Annotated in this window: 16 protein-coding genes and 1 riboswitch; of the genes, 9 read left to right on the top strand and 7 right to left on the bottom strand. The window is 67.5% G+C overall.

The genetic code is table 11. The features are described from left to right. Nucleotides 1–30: 30 nt before the first annotated feature. Both tkt and CKO31_RS05565 read right to left on the bottom strand, forming a co-directional pair. Complete coding sequence (gene tkt / locus CKO31_RS05570; RefSeq protein ID WP_200234806.1) at nt 31–2,043, bottom strand: transketolase; 2,013 nt, start codon at nt 2,041–2,043, stop codon at nt 31–33. A gap of 492 nt (nt 2,044–2,535) precedes the next feature. Next, nucleotides 2,536–3,096 (bottom strand): thioredoxin family protein, encoded by a 561-nt coding sequence (locus CKO31_RS05565; protein ID WP_200234804.1) that lies wholly within the window; start codon nt 3,094–3,096, stop codon nt 2,536–2,538. 217 nt (nt 3,097–3,313) lie between these two features. On the opposite strand from CKO31_RS05565, the gene metK reads away from it, so the two are divergent. The 7 genes from metK to CKO31_RS05530 all read left to right on the top strand — a co-directional run bounded on the left by metK (nt 3,314) and on the right by CKO31_RS05530 (nt 11,411). Then, on the top strand, nt 3,314–4,483 hold the full coding sequence (gene metK / locus CKO31_RS05560; protein WP_200234802.1) for a methionine adenosyltransferase: 1,170 nt from the start codon (nt 3,314–3,316) through the stop codon (nt 4,481–4,483). Between the two features lie 567 nt (nt 4,484–5,050). Beyond that, nucleotides 5,051–6,247, top strand: a complete 1,197-nt coding sequence (gene purT, locus CKO31_RS05555; protein ID WP_200234800.1) for a formate-dependent phosphoribosylglycinamide formyltransferase — start codon at nt 5,051–5,053, stop codon at nt 6,245–6,247. Between the two features lie 179 nt (nt 6,248–6,426). Further along, nucleotides 6,427–6,621, top strand: a complete 195-nt coding sequence (locus CKO31_RS05550; protein WP_200234798.1) for a DUF433 domain-containing protein — start codon at nt 6,427–6,429, stop codon at nt 6,619–6,621. Between the two features lie 135 nt (nt 6,622–6,756). Beyond that, nucleotides 6,757–7,668 carry a Uma2 family endonuclease gene (locus CKO31_RS05545; RefSeq protein WP_242475171.1) on the top strand — a complete coding sequence of 304 codons (912 nt, stop codon included), beginning with the start codon at nt 6,757–6,759 and terminating at the stop codon, nt 7,666–7,668. A 410-nt stretch (nt 7,669–8,078) separates the two neighbouring features. Continuing rightward, nucleotides 8,079–8,159: riboswitch (S-adenosyl-L-homocysteine riboswitch) on the top strand. 20 nt (nt 8,160–8,179) lie between these two features. Further along, on the top strand, nt 8,180–9,595 hold the full coding sequence (ahcY, locus tag CKO31_RS05540) for an adenosylhomocysteinase (RefSeq protein ID WP_200234796.1): 1,416 nt from the start codon (nt 8,180–8,182) through the stop codon (nt 9,593–9,595). Between the two features lie 117 nt (nt 9,596–9,712). Beyond that, nucleotides 9,713–10,585, top strand: coding sequence for a methylenetetrahydrofolate reductase [NAD(P)H] (metF, locus tag CKO31_RS05535; protein WP_200234794.1), 873 nt, complete (start codon nt 9,713–9,715; stop codon nt 10,583–10,585). Nucleotides 10,586–10,685: 100 nt separating this feature from the next. Continuing rightward, a complete protein-coding gene (locus CKO31_RS05530) occupies nt 10,686–11,411 on the top strand; it encodes a hypothetical protein (protein ID WP_200234792.1) in 726 nt (241 codons plus the stop codon). A 139-nt stretch (nt 11,412–11,550) separates the two neighbouring features. On the opposite strand, the gene CKO31_RS05525 is transcribed toward CKO31_RS05530, so the two are convergent. From CKO31_RS05525 to CKO31_RS05515, 4 genes are all read right to left on the bottom strand, one after another. Continuing rightward, nucleotides 11,551–12,243 (bottom strand): DUF2499 domain-containing protein, encoded by a 693-nt coding sequence (locus CKO31_RS05525; RefSeq protein WP_200234791.1) that lies wholly within the window; start codon nt 12,241–12,243, stop codon nt 11,551–11,553. A gap of 123 nt (nt 12,244–12,366) precedes the next feature. After that, nucleotides 12,367–13,731, bottom strand: coding sequence for an HD domain-containing protein (locus CKO31_RS05520; RefSeq protein WP_200234789.1), 1,365 nt, complete (start codon nt 13,729–13,731; stop codon nt 12,367–12,369). 202 nt (nt 13,732–13,933) lie between these two features. Then, the gene (locus tag CKO31_RS27165) at nt 13,934–14,065 is read right to left on the bottom strand and encodes a hypothetical protein (RefSeq protein ID WP_274607697.1); all 132 of its coding nucleotides are present in this window, start codon (nt 14,063–14,065) and stop codon (nt 13,934–13,936) included. 178 nt (nt 14,066–14,243) lie between these two features. Next, entirely contained in the window at nt 14,244–14,885 is a 642-nt protein-coding gene (locus CKO31_RS05515) for a Crp/Fnr family transcriptional regulator (protein WP_200234787.1), read from the bottom strand. 215 nt (nt 14,886–15,100) lie between these two features. Here CKO31_RS05515 and CKO31_RS05510 point away from each other — a divergent pair, with 215 nt between their 5' ends. Continuing rightward, on the top strand, nt 15,101–15,868 hold the full coding sequence (locus tag CKO31_RS05510; protein ID WP_200234785.1) for a bestrophin-like domain: 768 nt from the start codon (nt 15,101–15,103) through the stop codon (nt 15,866–15,868). A gap of 113 nt (nt 15,869–15,981) precedes the next feature. Beyond that, complete coding sequence (locus CKO31_RS05505) at nt 15,982–18,867, top strand: valine--tRNA ligase (protein WP_200234782.1); 2,886 nt, start codon at nt 15,982–15,984, stop codon at nt 18,865–18,867. A gap of 238 nt (nt 18,868–19,105) precedes the next feature. Here the strand turns inward: CKO31_RS05505 and CKO31_RS05500 are convergent, their stop codons facing one another. Then, on the bottom strand, nt 19,106–21,577 hold the full coding sequence (locus tag CKO31_RS05500) for a CRTAC1 family protein (RefSeq protein WP_322789097.1): 2,472 nt from the start codon (nt 21,575–21,577) through the stop codon (nt 19,106–19,108). Between the last annotated feature and the right edge of the window lies 1 nt (nt 21,578).

Raw genomic sequence — 21,578 nt, 5'->3', positions numbered from 1 at the left:
CCTCGCACCTCGTTACTCGGGACTCGACGCTCAAAGGAGGCTGTTGACGGCGTCGGCGACGGACTCGGCCGTGACGCCCAGGGCCTTGTAGACATCGCCGGCCGGGGCGGACTCGCCAAAGGTGTCCACGCCGACGACCTTGCCGTGCATGCCGACGTACTTCGGCCAGAGGCTCGACACGCCGGCCTCGACGGCGACCCGCACCGGTACCGTCTCCGGCAGTACCTTGGCCTTGTAGGCGGCGTCCTGGGCGTCGAAGGTGTCCATGCTGGGCATGGAGACGACCCGGATCTTGCGGCCTTCGGCGGTGAGCTTGTCGGCGGCCTCCATGGCCAGGCCGACCTCGGTGCCGGTGCCGATGACAATCGCATCCGGCAGCCCGTCGCAGTCCTTGAGCACATAGGCACCGCGCTCGATGTCGCGGATCTGGTCGTCGGTGCGCGGCATGTGCGCGGCACCCTGGCGGGAGAAGACCAGCGCGGTGGGCCCGCCGGTGCGCTGCAGGGCGAGCTTCCAGGCGACGGCTGTCTCGACGGCGTCACAGGGGCGCCAGGTGGACATGCGCGGGGTCAGCCGCAGGATGGAGATCTGCTCCACCGGCTGGTGGGTCGGGCCGTCCTCGCCGAGGCCGATGGAGTCGTGGGTGTAGACGAAGATCGGGTTGATCTTCATCAGCGCTGCCATGCGCACCGCGTTGCGGGCGTACTCCATGAACATCAGGAAGGTGGCGCCGTAGGGCTTGAAGCCGCCATGCAGCGTGATGCCGTTCATGACCGCGGACATGCCGAACTCGCGCACGCCGTAGTAGACGTAGTTGCCGGCGGCGTCATTGGGCTTGACGCCCTTGGCACCCGACCACAGCGTCAGGTTGGAGCCGGCGAGGTCCGCCGAGCCCCCGAGCAGCTCCGGCAGGCTCGGGCCATAGCCATTGAGCGCCTGCTGGGAGGCCTTGCGCGTGGCGACCTTCTCGCCCTTCTCGTTCACCGACTGGATGAACGCCTGCGCCTTGGCCTCGAAGTCCTCGGGCAGCTCGCCTGCCATGCGGCGCTCAAAGTCGGCGGCCTCGGCCGGGAACTCCGCTTTGTAGGCGGCGAACTTCTCGTTCCAGGACTGCTCGGCGACGGTGCCGCGCTCGCGCGCGTCCCAGGCCTGGTAGATATCGTCCGGCACCTCGAAGGGGGGATGGGTCCAGCCGAGCGCCTCGCGGGTCAGGGTGATCTCGTCGTCGCCGAGGGGCGCGCCGTGGCATTCCTCTTTGCCCTGCTTGTTGGGGGAGCCGTAACCGATGATGGTCTGGCAGCAAATGAGCGACGGTTTGTCGGTGACGGCGCGGGCTTCCTCGATGGCGGCCTTGACGGCCTCCGGGTCATGGCCGTCCACCTCGGGGATGACATGCCAATTGTAGGCCTCGAAACGCTTGGGTGTGTCGTCCAGGAACCAGGCGGGTACGTCCCCGTGACCGCGCACCTCGCCGTCGATAGAAATGTTGTTGTCATCGTAGAAGGCGATCAGCTTACCGAGGCCGAGCGCGCCGGCCAGGGAGCAGGACTCGTGGGAAATGCCTTCCATCAGGCAGCCGTCGCCGAGGAACACATAGGTATGGTGATCGACGATCTCATGGCCGGGCTTGTTGAACTGTGCGGCCAGGACCTTCTCTGCGAGCGCCATCCCGACGCCGTTGCTGACGCCCTGCCCGAGGGGGCCCGTGGTGGTCTCGATACCCGGGGCATAGCCGTATTCCGGGTGGCCCGGGGTCTTGGAATGGAGCTGGCGGAACTGCTTGAGCTCTTCGATGTCCAGATCGTAACCGGTGAGATGCAGCAGCGAATACAGCAGCATCGAGCCATGACCGTTAGAGAGCACGAACCTGTCGCGGTCCGCCCACTCCGGGTTTGCCGGATTGTGCTTCATGAAGTCGTTCCAGAGCACCTCGGCGATGTCCGCCATGCCCATGGGTGCGCCCGGATGTCCGGACTTTGCCTTCTGCACCGCATCCATGCTGAGCGCGCGGATGGCGTTCGCGAGTTCTTTGCGTGAGGACATAAGGATCTCTCCTTCGGTCGGTTTATCAATGCGATCTGGCAGGAGCTCGATCGCCCGCGCAGCGGCTTGAGCTGGCCCCCTGAGCCCCATGTGTCGGGCGCTGCTGGCGGGTCTCCCTCTGGACCCGTATCCGTAATTGGGGCCGGCGGCCGGCGGGGGCTCTCTTGAACGGGTGGCAACGGGCCTCGCGGCTGCGCTGTAACCGAGTCCGACGCAGCAGACGCTTGCGCCTGCGGCGGGTCGAACGCTCAACCATGCGGGCGCACATCCCGCACGGGTCTGACGGCCGGCGTGTGACAGCCTCCAGGTAGTGGACCGCGTATTCTTGCGCAAAAAGCGCGGTTTAGCCAGAAGCTGACATCGCAGCAGGCGATGCAATCTTCATAACTTTCTAATATTAAGGATTTCACTCGGCTATAGGCAAGTCGAACCGCTCTGGTCCCGGCGGCGGGGCGCCGGGCGGACCCTGTGCCCGCCCCGCCGCGCCCGTGCTCAGGCCTCGTCCCGCCACTTGATGGAGCAGCCGACACTCGGGATCTGCTCCGCGGGCCCCTGACCCGTCTCGGCCACCTGCTTCATACCGAGGAACAGGTCGCGACGCATGTCCGCCGGCGCCGCCTCCTTGCGGCTCGCGTCCAGCCGGCCGCGATACTGAAGCCCCAGATCCGCGTTGTAACCGAAGAAATCCGGGGTGCACACGGCCCCGTAGGCCTTGGCCACGGCCTGAGACTCGTCCAGCAGGTAAGGAAACGGAAAGCCGTATTCGGCGGCCACCTGCTGCATGTGCTCGAAGGAGTCCTCCGGGTAGTCCGCCGGGTCGTTGGACATGATGGCCACGGAGCCGATACCGAGATCGGCGAGCTCGCGCGCATCGCGCACGATACGTTCACGTACCGCCTGCACGTAGGGGCAGTGGTTGCAGATGAACATCACCAGCAGCCCGTTCGGGCCCTTGCATCGGTCACGGGTCCAGGTGTTGCCGTCGACGCCGGGCAGCGAGAAATCCGGTGCGGGCTGTCCGAAATCGCAGACGGGGGTTTCGAGAGACACCATTGCGGCCTCCTAGAGCGCAGATTTCGATGGGAAAAGGTTGTCCATGGTACCCGAACCGGCCGCCGCGGGAAGCCCGGTGGTCTGTGCCGGCATCTGTTAATCGCTGGCGGGCTCGGTTAGTATGGGGGACTCACGACCGCCGCAGTCCCACGCGGCAAGACTTCATCTCACCTCACCCACAGCAACAAAGAGCGCCCGGGGGCGCCCTCATATCGCTATGTCAAACGAACTGCTCTTCACGTCCGAATCCGTGTCCGAAGGTCATCCCGACAAGGTCGCGGACCAGATTTCCGACGCCGTCCTCGACGATATCCTGGAAAACGATCCGAACGCGGACGCCGCCCGCGTCGCCTGCGAGACCATGATCAAGACCGGTGCAATCATCGTCGCCGGCGAGATCACCACCGACCACCACGTGGACTTCGACAGCCTGGCGCGCCGTGTCGTCAACGAGATCGGCTACGACCGCTCCGAAGTCGGCTTCGATGGCAACACCTGCGCCGTGATGTCGCTGGTTGGTAAGCAGTCCGCGGATATCGCCCAGGGCGTGGATCGCAAGAGTCCCGAGGAGCAGGGTGCCGGCGACCAAGGGCTCATGTTCGGCTACGCCACGAACGAGACCGACGTGCTGATGCCCGCGCCCATCACCTTCGCGCATCGCCTGGTGGAGCGCCAGTCCCAGGTCCGCAAGGACAAGACGCTGCCCTGGCTGCGGCCCGACGCCAAGAGCCAGGTCACCATGCGCTATCGCGACGGTGAAGTGGTCGGTGTGGACGCCCTGGTGCTGTCCACCCAGCACGACCCCGACGTGACCCAACAACAGATCCATGAGGCGGTGATGGAGACCATCGTCATGCCCGTGATCCCCAAGGAATGGATCCACAGCGACACCAAGATCCACATCAACCCCACGGGCCAGTTCATCATCGGCGGCCCCGTCGGCGACTGCGGCCTCACCGGGCGCAAGATCATCGTCGATACCTACGGCGGCATGGCCCGCCACGGCGGCGGCGCCTTCTCGGGCAAGGACCCGTCCAAGGTGGACCGCTCCGCGGCCTACGCCGGCCGCTACGTGGCCAAGAACATCGTCGCCGCCGGCCTCGCCGATCGCTGCGAGATCCAGGTGTCCTACGCCATCGGCGTCGCCGAGCCCACGTCCATCAGCGTCGAGACCTTCGGCACCGCCAAGGTGGACGAGAACCGCATCGCCATGCTGGTGCGCGAGCTCTTCGACCTGCGCCCCTATGGCCTCATCCAGATGCTGAGCCTGGTGAAGCCCGTCTACCGCAAGACCGCCGCCTACGGCCACTTCGGCCGCGAGGTGCCGGAGTTCACCTGGGAGCGCACCGACAAGGCCGAGCAGCTGCGCGACGCAGCCGGGCTGTAAGCGGCTCGGGAGGCTCGCAGGGCCCGCGCGACGGGCGCGGAACGAATGCCCTGCGAGCTCCCCGCTCGCTGGCGCGAGAGACCGCGTCAGTCTTGCTCGCGGCTGCCCGGCGAGCGCCGCGCCGTAGGTCCGGCCGACGTCAGGAGGCCCGACGATAAGCGGTTGTCGGAAACGCCGCGTCGGGCCTCGCTCCTCAGCCGGACCTACGTCAGATGCCAACCCGTGCGCTCCAGCCCGGGCGCAAAGGCCGACGCTCTGGCGCCCCTGGCCTGCTAACTCCTACGATCCAGCACGGGATCAAGACCCGACGCTCTTGCGTCGCGTCGCCGCTACGCCGGAGCACCGGCCCCACACGGGCGCAACGGCTCATCGCCCCCCTCGCAGCGACCTCACCCGGCCGCGCCCACGAACCCCGCCTCGGCCACCCGCCGAGCGCTGCCAGCCGGGTACGGTCCAACAGCATCCTCCGCCCGCTGACGCCTGGGCACCGGTGCCAGAGCGCTGCACCGGCTCGGTATACTGCGCCGCACATCGGCCCACACCCACCAACGGCCCGCGAGCGTCTGCATGAACATCGGCACCCCACTCTCCCCCAATGCCACCCGCGTCATGCTGCTCGGCGCCGGCGAGCTCGGCAAGGAAGTCATCATCGCCCTGCAGCGCCTGGGTATCGAAGTGATCGCCGTGGACCGCTACGCGAACGCGCCGGGGCACCAGGTGGCGCATCATGCCCGGGTCATCGAAATGGCCGACCCCGCCGCGCTGCGGGCACTGATCGACGCCGAGCGACCAGCGATCATCGTGCCGGAGATCGAGGCCATCGCCACCGACGTGCTCGCCGAGGTGGAGCAAGCGGGCCTGTGCGAGGTCATCCCCACGGCTCGGGCGGCGCAGCTGACCATGAACCGCGAGGGCATCCGCCGGCTCGCGGCCGAGGAGCTCGGCCTGCCCACATCGCCCTACGCCTTCGCCGACGATTTCGAGACACTGGAGCGGCAGGCCGCGGCCGTCGGCTACCCCTGCATCATCAAGCCCGTGATGTCTTCCTCCGGCAAGGGCCAGTCGCGGGTCGACGACGCCAACGCGCTGCAAGCCGCTTGGGACTACGCCATGGTGGGCGGACGCATCCAACAGGGCCGTGTGATCGTCGAGGGCGTGGTCGACTTCGATTTCGAGATCACGCTGCTGACGGTGCGCACCGGGCCGCCCGGCGGCGAGAAAGGAACTGATTTCTGCGACCCGGTGGGGCACCGCCAGGTCAGCGGTGACTACGTGGAAAGCTGGCAGCCGCAGCCCATGACCGATGCGGCCCTGGCCGCGGCCAAGGACATCGCCCGGCGCATCACCGAGGCGCTCGGCGGGCGCGGCCTCTTCGGCGTGGAGCTCTTCGTGCGCGGTGACGATGTCTGGCTCAGCGAGGTCAGCCCCCGTCCGCATGACACCGGTATGGTCACCATGGCCTCCCAGCGCCAGAGCGAATTCGACCTGCACGCCCGCGCCATCCTCGGCCTGCCGGTGGACACGCGCCGCGACGCCGTCGCCGCCAGCGCCGTCGTCTACGGCGGCATGGACGCCGTGGGTATCGGCTACGACGGCGTCGCCGAGGCGCTCGCCGTGCCCGACTCGGAGCTGCGGCTGTTCGGCAAGCCCGAGGCCTTCACCCGCCGGCGCATGGGCGTCGCGCTGGCGCGCGGGGCGGATGTGGACGAGGCGCGTGCTCGGGCGGCGCAGGTGGCCGCGGCGGTGGTCACGCGGGCGCCCTGACGCACTGCCCTGCGGTATTGCATCCCCGGTCGTCGCGTCACGCGCCGGCACGGGGCGTCCGCACCGCACGCGTGCGATAAGGTACGTGCCACACGCCGCAGGAACTTGCACCTCCGGCTCCGCCGCACTACCGTCAAAGTGGGCATGCAAACGACGGAGGAGCAGATGACCCCAGGAGCGTGATCGTCCGGGATCACGACATCCTCACCGGGACACCGGTTTTCGCCGGCACGAGGGTACCCGTCGCGACCTTCATCGACTACATCGCCGCGGGCGATTCCATCGATGAGCTCCTTGAAGGTTTCCCCGGCGTGCGCCGAGATCAGGTCATCGCCTATCTTGAACATCCCTCGGAGGCTTCCCCTTCAGGATGAGGCCCGGGGCGCCACGATTGCTTGACGCAACGCCAGCGCCCAACTAAGTTCTTGATTCACAGTCTGAGCACGACCGCGACTGCCGCGACCGATCCCGAGGCGTCGCCGCCGCTGCACAGCCGAGGGACAGCGCCCATGCCCGCCACCGCGCCAGCCAGCACCAAGACAGCCGACACAGAGGCGACGGCCATCGCCGATGCACGCCCGCCCACCGAGGCCGAGCTGATGGATGCCGACGGCCGCCTGGTGTCCGAGGCCGACTACTGGGCCTACTACTACGAATTCCCGGATGTCCACTACGAATGGAACAACGGCCGCCTTGAGGAGAAGCCGGTGTCGGACAACCTGACGTACTGGATCTATAACTGGCTCCGCTCCCTGCTGGACCAATTCCTGAAGATTCATCCGATCGCCAAATGCACGGCGCTGGAGCACGGCTTTCGACTCGCCCTGCCCGATCGCGTCGTCATCCGCAAGCCCGACCTCGCCGTGGTGCGCAACAACAACCCGGTCCCCTTAGGCGACCTGGAGCGTTCGTACCGCGGCACCTTCGACCTCTGCATCGAGGCCCTGTCGGATAGCGACCGCGCGGCGCGGGAGCGCGACGAGGTGGAGAAGCGCCGCGACTACGCCGAGGGCGGCGTGCGCGAGTACTACATCGTCCACCACAACCCCGAGCGGCTCAGCTTCCTGTCCCGCGGCCTGGCCGACACCTTCGAGTCGATCCTGGACGAGGACGGCATCGTGCGCTCCCGCACCCTGCCGGGCTTTCAGTTCCGCATCAGCGACCTGATTGCCCGCACCAGCATCGACGATCTGCGCCATGAGCCCGTCTACCGGGGCTTCGTGCACCCGCAATGGCAGCAGGCCGAGCAGGCCCGCGACCAAGCCGAGCAGGCTTTGTATGAAGCCGAGCGCCAGCGCGATGGCGCTATCGGCAAGCTGCACGCCCTCGGCCTGGAGCCGGAGCAGATCGCGGCGAGCCTGGGCATCGAGCCGGACCTGGTCCGCGCGCACCTGGCGGATGACCGGCACCCTCCCGGCTGACCGCGGCCGGTTTGGGCTGACCGAGCGCCCGATACCGGGATTGAGCATCGGCGCCGGCACAGCCCGCGGTGATGCGACGCCGAGCCTGCACCGCCATGGCGATGGCGTCGCGCCGCCGCGCGGGCCCGTTGCGCTGGACACTGCCCCACCCGCTCGCGTTACAATGCTCGGACACGAACAGCGCGGTGGATGCCGTACCGCCGGGCGCCGTGGACATTGGCCGTCGCCAGTGCCCGCCAGATTCCCCCGCCGGAATCCGCCGCCAAAATCCGCCGCCGTCACTCGCGCCCCTCCGGCGCATCCCCGCCGCACCAGCGGCCGCCCGACCCGACACACAATGCCGAGACGGAGGTGACCTCGCTGCCCCGCGCAGGAGGCCGAGCCGACCGCACCGAGCACATCTCCAGCCCCGTTCCGAGGAGCGCTGCAACAGGGTATCGCCCTGCCAGGCTCGGTCGAGGCTCCGAACGTTCCAACGGCGCTCACTCAAGATACTCAGGAGCTGAATACCATGAGTGAGCTCAAAGACTTCAACGACTACAAGGTTGCCGACATTTCGCTGGCCGACTTCGGCCGCAAGGAAATGGACATCGCCGAAACCGAGATGCCGGGCCTGATGGCCATCCGCGAGAAGTACGGCCCGAGCAAGCCGCTCAAGGGCGCGCGCATCACCGGCAGCCTGCACATGACCATCCAGACCGCCGTGCTCATCGAGACGCTGGCGGACCTGGGCGCGGAGATCCGCTGGGCCTCCTGCAACATCTTCAGCACCCAGGACCACGCCGCCGCCGCCATCGCCGCCCGCGGCATCCCGGTCTACGCCTGGAAGGGCGAGACCCTGGAGGAGTACTGGTGGTGCACCGAGCAGGTGCTGAACTGGCCCGACGGCCAGGGCCCGAACATGATCCTCGACGACGGCGGCGATGCGACGCTTTTGGTGCACAAGGGCGTCGAGATCGAGAAGGCGGGCTCCGTGCCGCAGCCGAGCGCCGACGACAACGAGGAATGGCGCGCCGTGCTCGGCGTGCTGAACCGCACCTTCGAGCGTGACAACCACCATTGGCACCGCACCGCCGAGGGCATCAAGGGCGTCACCGAGGAGACCACCACCGGCGTGCACCGCCTCTACGAGATGTTCAAGAAGGGCACGCTGCTGTTCCCGGCCATGAACGTCAACGACTCGGTGACCAAGTCCAAGTTCGACAACCTCTACGGCTGCCGCGAGTCCCTGGTGGACGCCATCAAGCGCGCCACGGACGTGATGATCGCCGGCAAGGTCGCCGTGGTCTGCGGCTACGGCGACGTCGGCAAGGGCTCTGCGGCCTCCCTGCGTGGCTTGGGCGCCAACGTCTGGGTAACGGAGGTGGACCCCATCTGCGCGCTCCAGGCCGCGATGGAGGGCTACCGCGTCGTGCGGCTCGACGACGTCGTCGGCCAGGCGGACATCTTCGTGACGGCCACCGGCAACAAGGACGTCATCACCGAAGAGCACATGCTCGCCATGAAGGACCAGGCCATCGTCTCCAACATCGGCCACTTCGACAACGAGATCCAGGTGGACAAGCTCTCGAAGTACGAGTGGATCGAGATCAAGCCGCAGGTGGACCAGATCGTCTTCCCCAATGGCAACCGCATCACGCTGCTCGCCAAGGGCCGGCTGGTGAACCTCGGCTGCGCCACGGGCCATCCGAGCTTCGTCATGTCCAACTCCTTCACCAATCAGGTGCTGGCGCAGATCGAGATCTTCACCAAGCCCGACGAGTATCCCCTGGGCGTCTATGTGCTGCCGAAGCACCTGGACGAAGAGGTCGCCAACCTGCACCTTGAGAAGATCGGCGCCAAGCTCACCAAGCTGCGCCCGGACCAGGCCGAGTACATCGGCGTCACCGTCGACGGGCCGTTCAAGACGGATCATTACCGGTATTAAGAGAGGGCTGGGGGCTGAGGGCCGAGGGCCGGGTTCGGACGCTGCTGCCGGACCTGGGCCCTTGGCCCTTGGCCCTTTTCGCATTCTGTTCAGCACTCTCCGATACGGTGACACACCATGAACGCCCCGACCGACACCCGCACCTTCAGCTTTGAGCTGTTTCCGCCGAAGACGCCGGAGGGCATGGAGAAGCTCAAGGGCACGGTGGCCAAGCTCAACGCCGTCGGCCCCGAGTATTTCTCCTGCACCTACGGCGCCGGCGGCTCCACCCGCGAGCGCACCTTCGCCACCGTCGACTGGCTGCGCTCCCAGGGCATCGACACCGCCCCGCACCTGGCCTGCATCGGCTCTGACGAGACCGAGATGCGCGACATCATCGGCCACTACATCGACCAGGGCATCACCCGCCTGGTGGCGCTGCGCGGCGACATGCCCTCAGGGATGGGTAGCGCCGGCCGCAGCGCCTTCCGCTATGCCAACGAGCTGGTGGCCTTCCTGCGCGCGGAGTACGGTGACCGCTTCAAGATCGAGGTAGCCGCCTACCCCGAGTTCCACCCGCAGGCGCCCAACGCCATGGCGGACCTGGAGAATTTCAAGCGCAAGGTGGATGCCGGCGCCGATGCCGCCATCACCCAATACTTCTTCAACCCGGACGCCTATTTCGAGTTCGTCGAGCTTTGCGACGAGGCGGGCATCACCGTGCCCATCATCGCCGGCGTCATGCCCATCACCAACTTCAACCAGTTGGCGCGCTTCTCTGACGCCTGCGGCGCGGAGATCCCGCGCTACATCAGAAAGCGCCTGGAGGCCTACGGCGACGACAAGGAATCCATCAAGGCCTTCGGCCACGAGGTGGTGCTGGACCTGTGCCGCCGGCTGCTGGAAGGCGGCGCCCCCGGTATTCACTTCTACACCATGAACCAGGCCGAGGCGACGCTGAAGCTCTGGCACGAGCTGGAACTGCCGGTGACGGCGCCCAAGCAGGTCTGATCCGCCCCGTGGGCAAACTGCGGGCCGGCCCAGGGAAGGCGCCGGCGGCCGAAGCCGCTCGCCGCCGCAGCCGTGACGCTGGGCCGAAGACACCGGCGCGATGCTGACCCCGCCCCACGCCCTTGCAGCCAGTCTGCGCTATAGAGCCAATACCTGGATCGGTGAGCGACCGCGACTGGCTGTCTCGCTCTACCGGCGCTCAGCCCGCAAGCGCCGATTCCTGGTGACTCCGGAAACGGAGCTGGTGATCGAGGCATTTCCGCGGTCGGGATCGACTTATGTCTGGTATGCCTTCATGGTTGCCCAAGGCCGTGCTTGTGCGGTAGCCACCCACGCACATGTCCCGGCGCAGGTATTGCTAGCCATCGACCTGGGCATCCCAACCCTGGTGCTGCTTCGCGATCCCGAGGCCGCCGTTCGCTCTTTCCTGCTTCGGGAGCCGCATCTTGCGGTTAATGCGATGCTCGACCGTTACCTGAGCTTTTATCGGGTCATCGCGGCGCAACGCCATCGGATTGTCCTGGCAGACTTTGCCTGTGCAATGTCAGACGTCGCGGGCGTCATCGACCGAATCAATGCCCACTACGCCACCAGCTTTTGGCGCTTGGAGCCAAGCCCCGGCAATAGCGACCGGATCAACCAGCTCCTTGACGCCAGGCATCGGGCCATCGGCGGTGGCGCGCTCACCAGCTATCGTCCGAACGCAGAGAAGGCGCGTGCTAAGGATGCTATCGGTCTGGCCCCCTATAGCGCCAAACTCGCCGCCTGCAAGGAGCTCTATGCGGAGCTCGTCGCCTGCCTGCCCGGCCGAGATGCGTCACGCTGAGCGGTTATGCGCGCTTCGGCGCAGGCAAGGTCTATTGCGCATGGTCTTACTGCGCGCGACAGGGTATTTCACCGAGGTGGCGAATAGGCCCAGGTAGCAGCAGCCATCCCTGGACGCCCTGGACGCGTCTCCATCGCGCCTAGCAACCTACTTCCCGCGGCCCGGGCAAGCACCCATCCGATGCATCCAAGGTGCTTAGCCGCCGGTACACACCCAAGGCGATCAGCAAATTGCTGACTGTCAGCAACAGCTCGCTGCCCCTGTGCAACAGATCCGCGTGCGACAGGCTCGGCAGCCCGAGCCGCTCCGTCGCGAAAACGGTCGCCGCAATGGTGCCGGCGACGAACACCAGCAGGAGCCAGAACCCGACGACCGTCACCGGCGAGAACAACACCGGCTCCCGCCGCTGGAGCACGAGCAGCAGCACCAGGAAGGCCAGGTAGGCCAGGCTCGCCCCCGGCAGCAGTGCCGCCGCATCGGCCTTACCGAGCAGCCGGCTCACGCCCCAGCCAACCCCGGCCGCCATCAGTCCCGCAACGACCCAGACGGCCTTAGACCGAGCCCGCAGCAGCAGCCAAAGCGTCGCCGCCAGCAAGGACCAGCTGCCGAGAAAGGTGAACAGCCGCGCGGTGTCCAGCAGCCCATCCACGCGATCACCGCTCGCGTGGAATGCCAGAACCAGGAGGCCTCCGACGAGGTGCGGCAGCATCGCAACCGCAAACAGCCGCAGCCCCGGCCGGGCGATGCGCACCCCATAGCGGTGGATCAGCAGCAATGCCGTCAGCCACTCGCTGACCGTCAACAGATGGATGATCCAGGTGGGAATCGACATCAGCATAGACCCAACCCAAAACTGTGACAGTTACCATAACTCCATGCGCGCGCCGACGACCCCGTCTACGCTGTCACCGGGACCTCATCCGAAGGCGCATTGCCGCCGTGCGGGGAGACCGGCTCACCAGCCGAGCCCGCCAACCCCCTGCCGGCTCATCAGCTCCTCCACGCGCTCCGCCAGCCGCGCGATCTGCGGCCAGTCGTGGCTGACAATGTCCTGGGCGTGGGCGAGGTTGTTGCGCAGGCTCTCCAGGTCGCGCATCACGCGCTTGGCGGCGCCCTTGGTCGGCAAGCCGAACGCAGCGCGCTCCTGCTCGTCTTCCATGGCGATCTGCGCCTTGTCCGAGAGCTGCAGACAGTCCGCCAGGTCCACGTGCTGGCCACGGCGACGGCGCTCGACGAGCAGAGTCTCGGCCTTCTTGAGGCGCCCTTCGGACAACAGCCGCGTCCAGCTGCCGTCCGGCCAGCGGGCGCGGATGCGCTCGCCGAGCTCCAGCTCGATCAGGGTGATGATGCCGAACAGCCACATCCGCACGATGGGGCTTTGCATGTCGCCGCGGGTGATGACGCCGGCGACGTCGCCCATGGCGGTGACGAAGCAGAAGTCGTAGCGGGTCAGCACCCGCACCACCTCCGAGAGCGCGCTGTCGCCGCGCAGTACCTGCGCCGGTACGAGGGCGCGCAGCGCATCCGGCGGGTCGCAGTCAGGCTTGCAGTCGGTACGCAGGTAGCCGATGCAGACACCGTCGCGACGCACGCCGGCGACCTCCAACCGGGCGGCCTGCGCCTGGGCCAGCAGCGCGGCCACCGGGCGCTCGGCGTCGAAGGACCGCAGCGGCAGCGCGATCTCCCGCGCCGTGAAGGCCGTGGTGAAGAGCCCGAGCCCGCGGCGCTGCGACAGGTTGAGGCCCGCCGGCGGCCGCCAGTTGTCGTCATCCGGCGTGCTCTGCGGCGGCTCCGGCAGGCCGAGCCGGCGGGCGCAGTCGGCGACGGCCTTTTGCGCCCGGCGGTAGAGCCCGGCATCGCCCTCGTCCAGCACCTCCAGCAGCGCGGCGGCCTCGGTGAGATAGACCCGGGCGAAGCGCGGGTCGTGGGCGCAGATATCCCGGCAGTTGTCGATGAGGTCCGCGAGCTTGACCGTCTTGGCCCGCGGCGAAGCGCGGGCCGTGTGCTGGCGGTCGATGGCCTTGCGCACATCACGGTTGCCGTCGCCGGGGCGGCTCACGTCCGTCAGCTCCGCCACCAGCTCGCGCACCGCCGGGCCGAACTCGCGCTCGACGTCGCCGAAGGTGGCGGGCGTATCCTCCACGGTGTCGTGCAGCCAGGCGGCGGCGAGCATTTCCGGGTCGTCGCTGACCTCTGCCACCAGGCCGGCGACGGCCTTCAGGTGCTCCTGGTAGGGCTGGTGGGTGTACTTGCGCCGCTGATCGATGCGCTGGTGCGCCTTGGTAGCGAAGCTGCGGGCACGAGAGACGAGATCGGTCATGGCTCTGTTGCAGCGTCGTTGCGGGCAGCGGCTGCCGGCGGATTCGAGTGTACCGGGCTGTGCCGGACGAGCGCACACCGTGCACCGCCGCGGCGGGCTCAGGCGATCAGCAGATCCGCCAGCTTGAGCACGACGCCGAGCACCGCCAGCCCGCCGATGAGCCAGCGCGTCTGTGCCGCCATGGCCTTGTGCAGGCTGACCTTCAGTGGCAAGGTCGTTGATCTGCGGAAAAGCGGGCCTCGAGCGCATCGAAGGCCTCGGCGATGAGGCGGGCACGGGTCTTGTCGTCCCCGGCTTCCGTCAGTTGCTCGTAGAGTTGGAGTGCGGCGCTCATGCCCGGAGTCTATGCAGATGTCGCGAAGACCGGCTCGGGCCGGGCTCTGCGGTTGGATACCAGCACGTTAGCGGGGCGGCCGACTGCCGGCAAGCCTCCGCCCGGCCGCGACCTGTGGACGCGAACGGGACAGCGCGGCCGGTGCAAGCGGCGCGTCGCACCGCGGCGAGCGGCGTGCTCACCACCGCTCCGGCAGCTTGCGCTCCAGCACGAAGCGCTTGCCCTCCAGCGAGATATAGCCGCCGGTCTTAAGGTCCCCGATGATGCGGCTCACCATCTCCCGGGAGCAGCCGACCCGATCGGCGATCTGCTGTTGGGTCAGCGGCGGCGTCATGAGCCGCCCGCCTTCATCCCGGGACTGATCCACCAGCACCTTGGCGATGCGCCCGTAGACGCTGAGCAGCGCCAGGTCGCTGGCGGTGTCCGTGAGGTCCGCAACCTGGCGCACCAGGTGGCGGATCAGGCTCAGCGCCACCTCCGGGTGCTTCGCCAAAAAGTCTTTGAACACCGGCCCCGTGAGCAGGCGCACGTCGCAGTCCGTCAGGGTCTCGACGGACGCCGTGCGCGGCGAGCCGCCGAGCAGCGCCAGCTCGCCGAAGTGATCCCCGGGGCCGAGCTCCCGCAGGACGATCTCGCGGCCGGCATCGTCGGCAACGTAGACCTTGGCGCGTCCCTGCTCCAGAACATACAGGCTAGAGGACTCGTCACCCTTCTCGATGATGACGGTGCGCTTTTGGTAGTGCTTGCGCTTGGTCTGTTGCTCGATCGCCGCCAGGGCGTCGGCATCGAGGTCAGCGAACAGCGGAACATTGGCGAGCATGGCTTGGCTTCTCCGCAGGGACGGCATCCGCGAGCCGCGGCGGGCGGCGGTCGCTCAGGCGCAGCCTAGCGACCCCCCGCCGCCACCACAACCGAGCGGCGGGCAGGAAGCCTTACGAAGCGATGGCTTATCATTGCCGTTTACCGTGCAGCGCCCGATCCGATATGGACCTCACCGCGATTCATCTACTTCATCCCCTCGCCGTGGCTCTCTTGATGCTGGTCTTGATGGCCGGCGCCATCGAGCTCGGCTACCGCGTCGGCCTGCGCACGCGTCGGCGCTCCGGCGATCCGGAGGCGATCGCCAAGCGCGATGTGACCCTGGGGGCGCTGCTGGCGCTCCTCGGTCTGCTGCTGGCGTTCACTTACTCCTTCAGCCTGAGCCGCGCGGACCTGCGCAAGGAGGCGCTGCTCACCGAGGCGAACGCGCTGGGAACCGCCTTCCTGCGCGCCGACCTGGCCTCGGAGCCCGCGCGCACCGTGCTGCGCCAAGCCCTGTACGAATACGCGCGCACCAGAGTCGTAGACGACACCGATGTCAGCGCGACACAGACCTTTGCGGCCACGGTCGAGCGTTCCGAAGAGAAGCAGCGCGCGCTCTGGCCTGCCGTCAAGGCGGTGCTCGCCGACGACCCACCCGGGCCGCTCGCCAACGCCCTGGTGCAGGCGGTGACCGAGGTCCTCGACCTGCACGCGACGCGCGTCGCACGCTTCACCGACCGCTTGCCCATGGTGGTGTTCTGGCTGCTGGTGCTGGTCACGGCCGCCGCGCTCGCCGTGGCCGCCCACAACGCCGGGCTCGCCGGTCATATCAGCCGCACCCGCATGGGCGCCTTCGCCGTGGTGCTGAGCGCGCTCATCGCCGTCATCATCGACTTCGACCAGCCCCAGCGCGGCGCCATCGTCATCAGCCAAGCACCGCTCGCGCGCACCGTCACCGCCATGGCCGACGAGCTCGCCGCAGCGGACATGCGACCGGACTGATGTCAACGCGGCCGCGCAGCCCGCCGCCGCGAGCTCGCCGCCGGCTTGGTTATACTGGCGGGCTCAGTCACACGCCCGCTGCCTCAGCGCCCATCCCGCCGCCCGAGACCGTCATGCTGGACAAGACCTACGACCCCCACCGCATCGAAGCCCAGTGGTACCAGCGCTGGGAGGACGCCGGCTGGTTCGCGCCGCGGCTGGACGGTGACGGCGGCGCCTACTGCATCATGATCCCGCCGCCCAATGTGACGGGCAGCCTGCACATGGGCCACGGCTTCAACAACACGCTCATGGACGCGCTGATCCGCTACCACCGCATGTGCGGCGACAAAACCCTGTGGCAGCCGGGCACGGACCACGCCGGCATCGCCACGCAAATGGTTGTCGAGCGCCGGCTGGAGGCCGAGGGCAAGACGCGCCACGACCTCGGCCGCGAGGCCTTCATCCAGCGCATCTGGCAGTGGCGCGAGGAATCCGGCGGCACCATCACCCGCCAGCTGCGGCGCCTGGGCTCGTCGCTGGACTGGCAGCACGAGCGCTTCACCATGGACGAAGGCCTCTCCAACGCCGTGCGCGAGGTCTTCGTGCGGCTGTTCGAGGAGGGGCTCATCTACCGCGGCAAGCGCCTGGTGAACTGGGACCCGGTGCTGCACACGGCGGTCTCGGACCTGGAGGTGATCTCCGAAGAAGAGTCCGGGCACATGTGGGACATGCGCTACCCGCTCACCAACGGCACCGGGCATCTCACGGTCTCCACCACCCGCCCGGAGACCATGCTCGGCGACTGCGCCGTCGCCGTGAATCCGGAGGACGAGCGCTACAGGCACCTGATCGGCGAGCTGGTGGCGCTGCCGCTCACCGGCCGGCGCATCCCCATCATCGCCGACGAGCACGCGGACCCCGCCTTCGGCACCGGCTGCGTGAAGATCACGCCGGCGCACGACTTCAACGACCACGCGGTCTGGGCCAACCACCGCGACGAGCTGCAGATCGCCGACCAGCCCCACGGCGGACTCATCAACATCTTCACGCCGGATGCCGCCATCCGCGCCAACGAGCCGGACGAGGACCAGCTCATCCCCGCCGCCTACATCGGCCTGGACCGCTTCGAGGCCCGCAAGCGCATCGTTGCGGACCTGGAGGCGCAAGGCCTGCTGGCGGGCGTAAAGGACCACAAGCTGATGGTGCCCCGCGGCGACCGCTCCGGGGCCGTCATCGAGCCCTATCTGACGGACCAGTGGTACGTGAAGATCCGCCCGCTCGCGGAGCCGGCCGTGGCCGCCGTCGAGGACGGGCGCATCCGCTTCGTGCCGGACAACTGGAAGAACACCTATTTTGAATGGATGCGCAACATCCAGGACTGGTGCATCAGCCGCCAGATCTGGTGGGGCCACCGCATCCCGGCCTGGTACGACGCCGAGGGCAATGTCTACGTCGGCCGCTCGGAGCAGGAGGTCCGCGACAAGCACGCCCTGCCCGCGGACTTTGCACTGGAGCAGGACCCGGACGTGCTGGACACCTGGTTCAGCTCGGCGCTCTGGCCCTTCAGCACCCTGGGCTGGCCGGAGCAGACGGACCGGCTCCAGACCTTCTACCCCACCTCGGTGCTCATCACCGGCTTCGACATCATCTTCTTCTGGGTCGCGCGGATGATCATGATGGGGCTCAAGTTCATGGACGACGTGCCCTTCCGCGACGTCTACATCCACGGGCTGGTGCGCGACGCCCAGGGCAACAAGATGTCCAAGTCCAAGGGCAATGTGCTGGACCCCATCGACCTCATCGACGGCATCGAGCTGGAGCCGTTGGTGGACAAGCGCACCAAGGGCATGATGCAGCCGCACCTCGCCGAGAAGATCGCCCAGGCGACGCGCAAGGAGTTCCCGGACGGCATCCCCGCCTACGGCACCGATGCGCTGCGCTTCACCTTCGCGGCGCTGGCCACCACCGGCCGCGACATCAAATTCGACCTGGGCCGCATCGAGGGCTACCGCAACTTCTGCAACAAGCTCTGGAATGCCTCCCGCTACGTGCTCATGAACGTGGGAGCGACTTCCGGCGGGGATGACGCTGTCGACGTGCTCGATCATCGCGGCAAGGATGCCGCTCCCACCGACGCCGGCGACATCGAGCTCTCCGCCGCCGACCGCTGGATCCGCGCCCGCCTGCACCGCGCCATCGCCCAGGTGCGCACCGCCATCGACGCCTACCGCTTCGACCTCGCCGCCCAGGCCATCTACGAGTTCACCTGGAGCGAGCTCTGCGACTGGTACCTGGAGCTGGCCAAGCCGGTGCTGACGGGCGAGCACGCCAGTGACGCCGCCAAGCGCGGCACCCGCCGCACCCTGGTGCAGACGCTGGAGACCCTGCTGCGCCTGGCCCATCCCTTCCTGCCCTTCATCACCGAAGAGATCTGGCAGAAGGTCAAGCCCCTGGCCCCCAGCCCCGCGGGCTACGACGGCGAGACCATCATGCTCGCGCCCTACCCGGTCGCCGATGCCGCCGTGGACGACCCGGCGGCCGTCGCCGAGATGGAGTGGGTCCAGCAGTTCATCCTCGGCGTGCGCCGTATCAAGGGCGAGATGAACATCGCGCCCGGCAAGTCCCTGCCGGTGCTGGTGACCAATGCCGGCGCGCAGGACCGGGCCTGGATCGAGCACGCCCGCCCGTACCTGGACTTCCTGGCTAAGACCGAGTCCATCACCGTGCTGGAGGACGAAGCCGAGGCCCCCGAGTCCGCCATCGCCCTGGTGGGCGACATGAAGCTCCTGATCCCCATGGCCGGCCTCATCGACAAAGACGCCGAGCTCAAGCGCCTGGACAAGGAGATCGCCAAGCTGCGCGCCGACATCGCGCGCATCGAGGGCAAGCTCGCCAACCCCAACTTCGTCGACAAGGCACCGGCGGCGGTGGTGCAGAAAGAGCGCGAGCGCCTCACCGAGCAAGGCGCGGCCCTGGCCCAGCTAGTGGCGCAGCACACCAAGATCGCGAGTCTCTGACGCAGCGCTGCCGAGCACCAAGGGTATAAGCCCACCACAGCTGGGCATGCAGAGGTTTCACACCCGATGAGCGAGCTTGCGGCGCGGCCGGCGACGCCGTCGGTTGTCAGGTCCTGCAGAGGTCTACCGCAGCGCGGCGGGCGTCGGCGCCAGCCCAAGGCGCGCGGAGGCGTTTTCGTCGCGGGCATGCGCACTCGGCGCCCGAGCGGCTTGTGCGGGTACGCCGAGGCGCTGAGTCTTATGGAAGCGGTGCGGCGTCATCGTCGCCGCCCATGCTCACGGCCTGCGCCCCTTCAACGCCTTCCACCACGCGAATGCGCCGATCCGCGCCCAAGTCGCTGAGCACCTGCCGTGCTCCCGACGGCCAATCCAGGACGAGCCGCTCCACCTGTTCGCAGTCGCCGAGCCCGAACCATTGGCTCCCGTGGCTCTGGCTCACATAACCGCTGCCGATCTGACTGTAGCGCACCTGGGTGCGACCATCTGCACACCTGAGCCGCAACCAGGTACCGACCCCCTGGCGGTTGGACGCTCGGCCCTCGAGATCTACCGCAAGCCAATGCCCTGGTGGGTCCGCCACATTCTCCAGCAGGACCGCCCGAGGGGCATTGCGGTTGGCCACCACCAAGTCGAGATCTCCGTCGGCGTCGAGATCGCCGCTCACCACCGCACGCCCGTCCTGAACCAGGTCCAGACCCGAAACGGCTGCCGCGTCCGCGAAGCGTCCTCCTCCCAGGTTGTGAAAGAAACGGTTGCGCTCATGCCCGGCAAAGGAATGCGCGTAGGTCTGCAGTCGGTCTGCGAGCACTGCCGAGCCCAGCGCATAGGACGGATCCTGCTGCGCTACTGGGATCAAGATGTTGCGCCAGAAGTGCGGATCGAGGTCCGCCGTGCGTAAATTGGTCAACATGCCGTTCACGACGTATAGGTCCAGGTCGCCGTCGTTATCGTAGTCGAACAGACGATTACCCCAAGCCCACTTAGCGTCATCGAACGGGCCCGACACGCGCTCGAACCGGCTGTCGCCCTTTGCCAACAGCAGCGAGTTGCCACGCAGGAAGTGCTTCACGGTACGCCGCCTCGCCTCGGGTAGATCGCTCTGATGGAGTATGCGTCGCCCAGCCCAACTGTGCATGTTCGAGACGAACAGATCGATGCGCCCGTCGCCGTCCAGGTCGCCGCTGCTCACACTCATACCGTTCCCGAGATCACCCGCACCGCTCGCAGCACCGACGTCCTCAAAGCCGCCGTCAGCGCGATTGCGGTAGAGCTGATTGGGTCCATAGTCGTTGACCACGTAGAGATCCGGACGCCGATCCTCGTCAAGGTCCAGCCACAATGCTGCGAAGGACCAGCGTCGGTTGTCCTCAGCGAGTCCGGCGGCCGCGGTCGTGTCCTCGAAGCGACCGCCGCCCTGGTTGCGAAACAGCTTGTTGAAGTACCCGGAGCGGCTGTCGAAATAATCGAAAATTGGTGAGCGGGCTGGATCTCCATAGCCGCACACATAGAAGTCCAGCAGGCCATCGCCGTCGTAATCCGCGATCGCCGCCGACGTCAGGCCGTCGACGCGAATGTGGTCGAAACCGGAGCGAGCCGAGACGTCCGCGAAGCCTTCCGCTCGATGCTCGAGCAGGCGGAGCCCGAATTGCGTCACCAACAAGAGATCGGCGTCACCATCGTTGTCCCAATCGAGTCCGTAGGCGCTACGCAGTCCAGCAATGTCGCCGAGCCCGAGCCTCGCTCCGGCCTCCGTAAAGCCACCCCGGCCGTCGTTCAGCAGTACCGAGGCAGGGCCATCCCGGTTCCCGAGGATAAGATCCGGTGCCTCATCGCGATTCAGGTCGACGATGGACGCGCCCTCGGCGAAATACGCGACAAAGAGTGCGGCCCCCTGCGGCTGCCCATCGACTCGCCGCACAGGCAATTGCCGAGCAACGAACGCCGGCTGCCCGCTGACCCCGCGCAGCGACGTCAAGCGCAACCCGGTAATGCGCCAAGCAGCGCGCGTCTCCGCGGCCAGCTTGAGTGCCAGCCGACCTTGGTCCTGGCGCAAGTCCCCACCGCGCTGACCGGTGATCCGGAACACGACACTGAGCTCCGCGCCCTGTTGCGCCTGGCCGGCTTCGAGCGCCAACGCCGACACGTGGTGCTCGGTGCGCGTGACGTCATCGAAGCCTTGCATGTAGCCGGTCCAAGCAGCGGCGATGGCCTCTCGTCCAGTGACGGTCTTTACATCGAACACACGCGTTTGCAGCGCACCGTCGGCGCCGTGGCGCGGTGACGTCGGCGCTTCGCCCTGCGCCGCCGGCGTCAATAGAGCCCGAGCAAGCGCGTCCGGGAGCGCACGGCTGCGGAGCGAACCGAACCACTGCGCCAAGGTCTCCTCGATGCGCGCGAGCGCCACCTCGCCCGGCCACAGGGCTCGCTCGCGCGCCCGCAATTCCACGGCCCGCTCGATCTGGCCAGGTCCGGGGCTACCGCGTCGCTGACCGAGATCCGGCACCGTGCTCGATCCAGACTCGGCGCAGCCCATAGCGGCGGCCATGAGCAGCACGAGACCGAGGATGGTGGGGCCAAAACGCTGACCGGCGCCGATGCGCCGAGGTATCATCCGCGCAGAAACAGCGTGGAAGCGCACGCACTGGCGATCCCGTTCAGCGGCCGTGAGCATTCGTAGCCTCCTCAGCATCGTCGTATTGGCCACCGGCACG

It is taken from the genome of Thiohalocapsa halophila (assembly GCF_016583825.1).
In the GTDB taxonomy this organism is placed as follows: Bacteria; Pseudomonadota; Gammaproteobacteria; order Chromatiales; family Chromatiaceae; genus Thiohalocapsa; species Thiohalocapsa halophila.
This window is presented reverse-complemented; position numbering and strand designations above follow the sequence as displayed.

Coding starts and splice junctions, on each gene's coding strand:
- CKO31_RS27165 (WP_274607697.1), bottom strand. CDS start 14,065: ATGAGCGCCGCACTCCAACTCTACGAGCAACTGACGGAAGCCGGGGAC.
- tkt (WP_200234806.1), bottom strand. CDS start 2,043: ATGTCCTCACGCAAAGAACTCGCGAACGCCATCCGCGCGCTCAGCATG.
- CKO31_RS05505 (WP_200234782.1), top strand. CDS start 15,982: ATGCTGGACAAGACCTACGACCCCCACCGCATCGAAGCCCAGTGGTAC.
- CKO31_RS05520 (WP_200234789.1), bottom strand. CDS start 13,731: ATGACCGATCTCGTCTCTCGTGCCCGCAGCTTCGCTACCAAGGCGCAC.
- CKO31_RS05515 (WP_200234787.1), bottom strand. CDS start 14,885: ATGCTCGCCAATGTTCCGCTGTTCGCTGACCTCGATGCCGACGCCCTG.
- CKO31_RS05530 (WP_200234792.1), top strand. CDS start 10,686: ATGCTGACCCCGCCCCACGCCCTTGCAGCCAGTCTGCGCTATAGAGCC.
- metF (WP_200234794.1), top strand. CDS start 9,713: ATGAACGCCCCGACCGACACCCGCACCTTCAGCTTTGAGCTGTTTCCG.
- CKO31_RS05565 (WP_200234804.1), bottom strand. CDS start 3,096: ATGGTGTCTCTCGAAACCCCCGTCTGCGATTTCGGACAGCCCGCACCG.
- metK (WP_200234802.1), top strand. CDS start 3,314: ATGTCAAACGAACTGCTCTTCACGTCCGAATCCGTGTCCGAAGGTCAT.
- CKO31_RS05525 (WP_200234791.1), bottom strand. CDS start 12,243: ATGTCGATTCCCACCTGGATCATCCATCTGTTGACGGTCAGCGAGTGG.
- ahcY (WP_200234796.1), top strand. CDS start 8,180: ATGAGTGAGCTCAAAGACTTCAACGACTACAAGGTTGCCGACATTTCG.
- purT (WP_200234800.1), top strand. CDS start 5,051: ATGAACATCGGCACCCCACTCTCCCCCAATGCCACCCGCGTCATGCTG.
- CKO31_RS05545 (WP_242475171.1), top strand. CDS start 6,757: ATGCCCGCCACCGCGCCAGCCAGCACCAAGACAGCCGACACAGAGGCG.
- CKO31_RS05510 (WP_200234785.1), top strand. CDS start 15,101: ATGCTGGTCTTGATGGCCGGCGCCATCGAGCTCGGCTACCGCGTCGGC.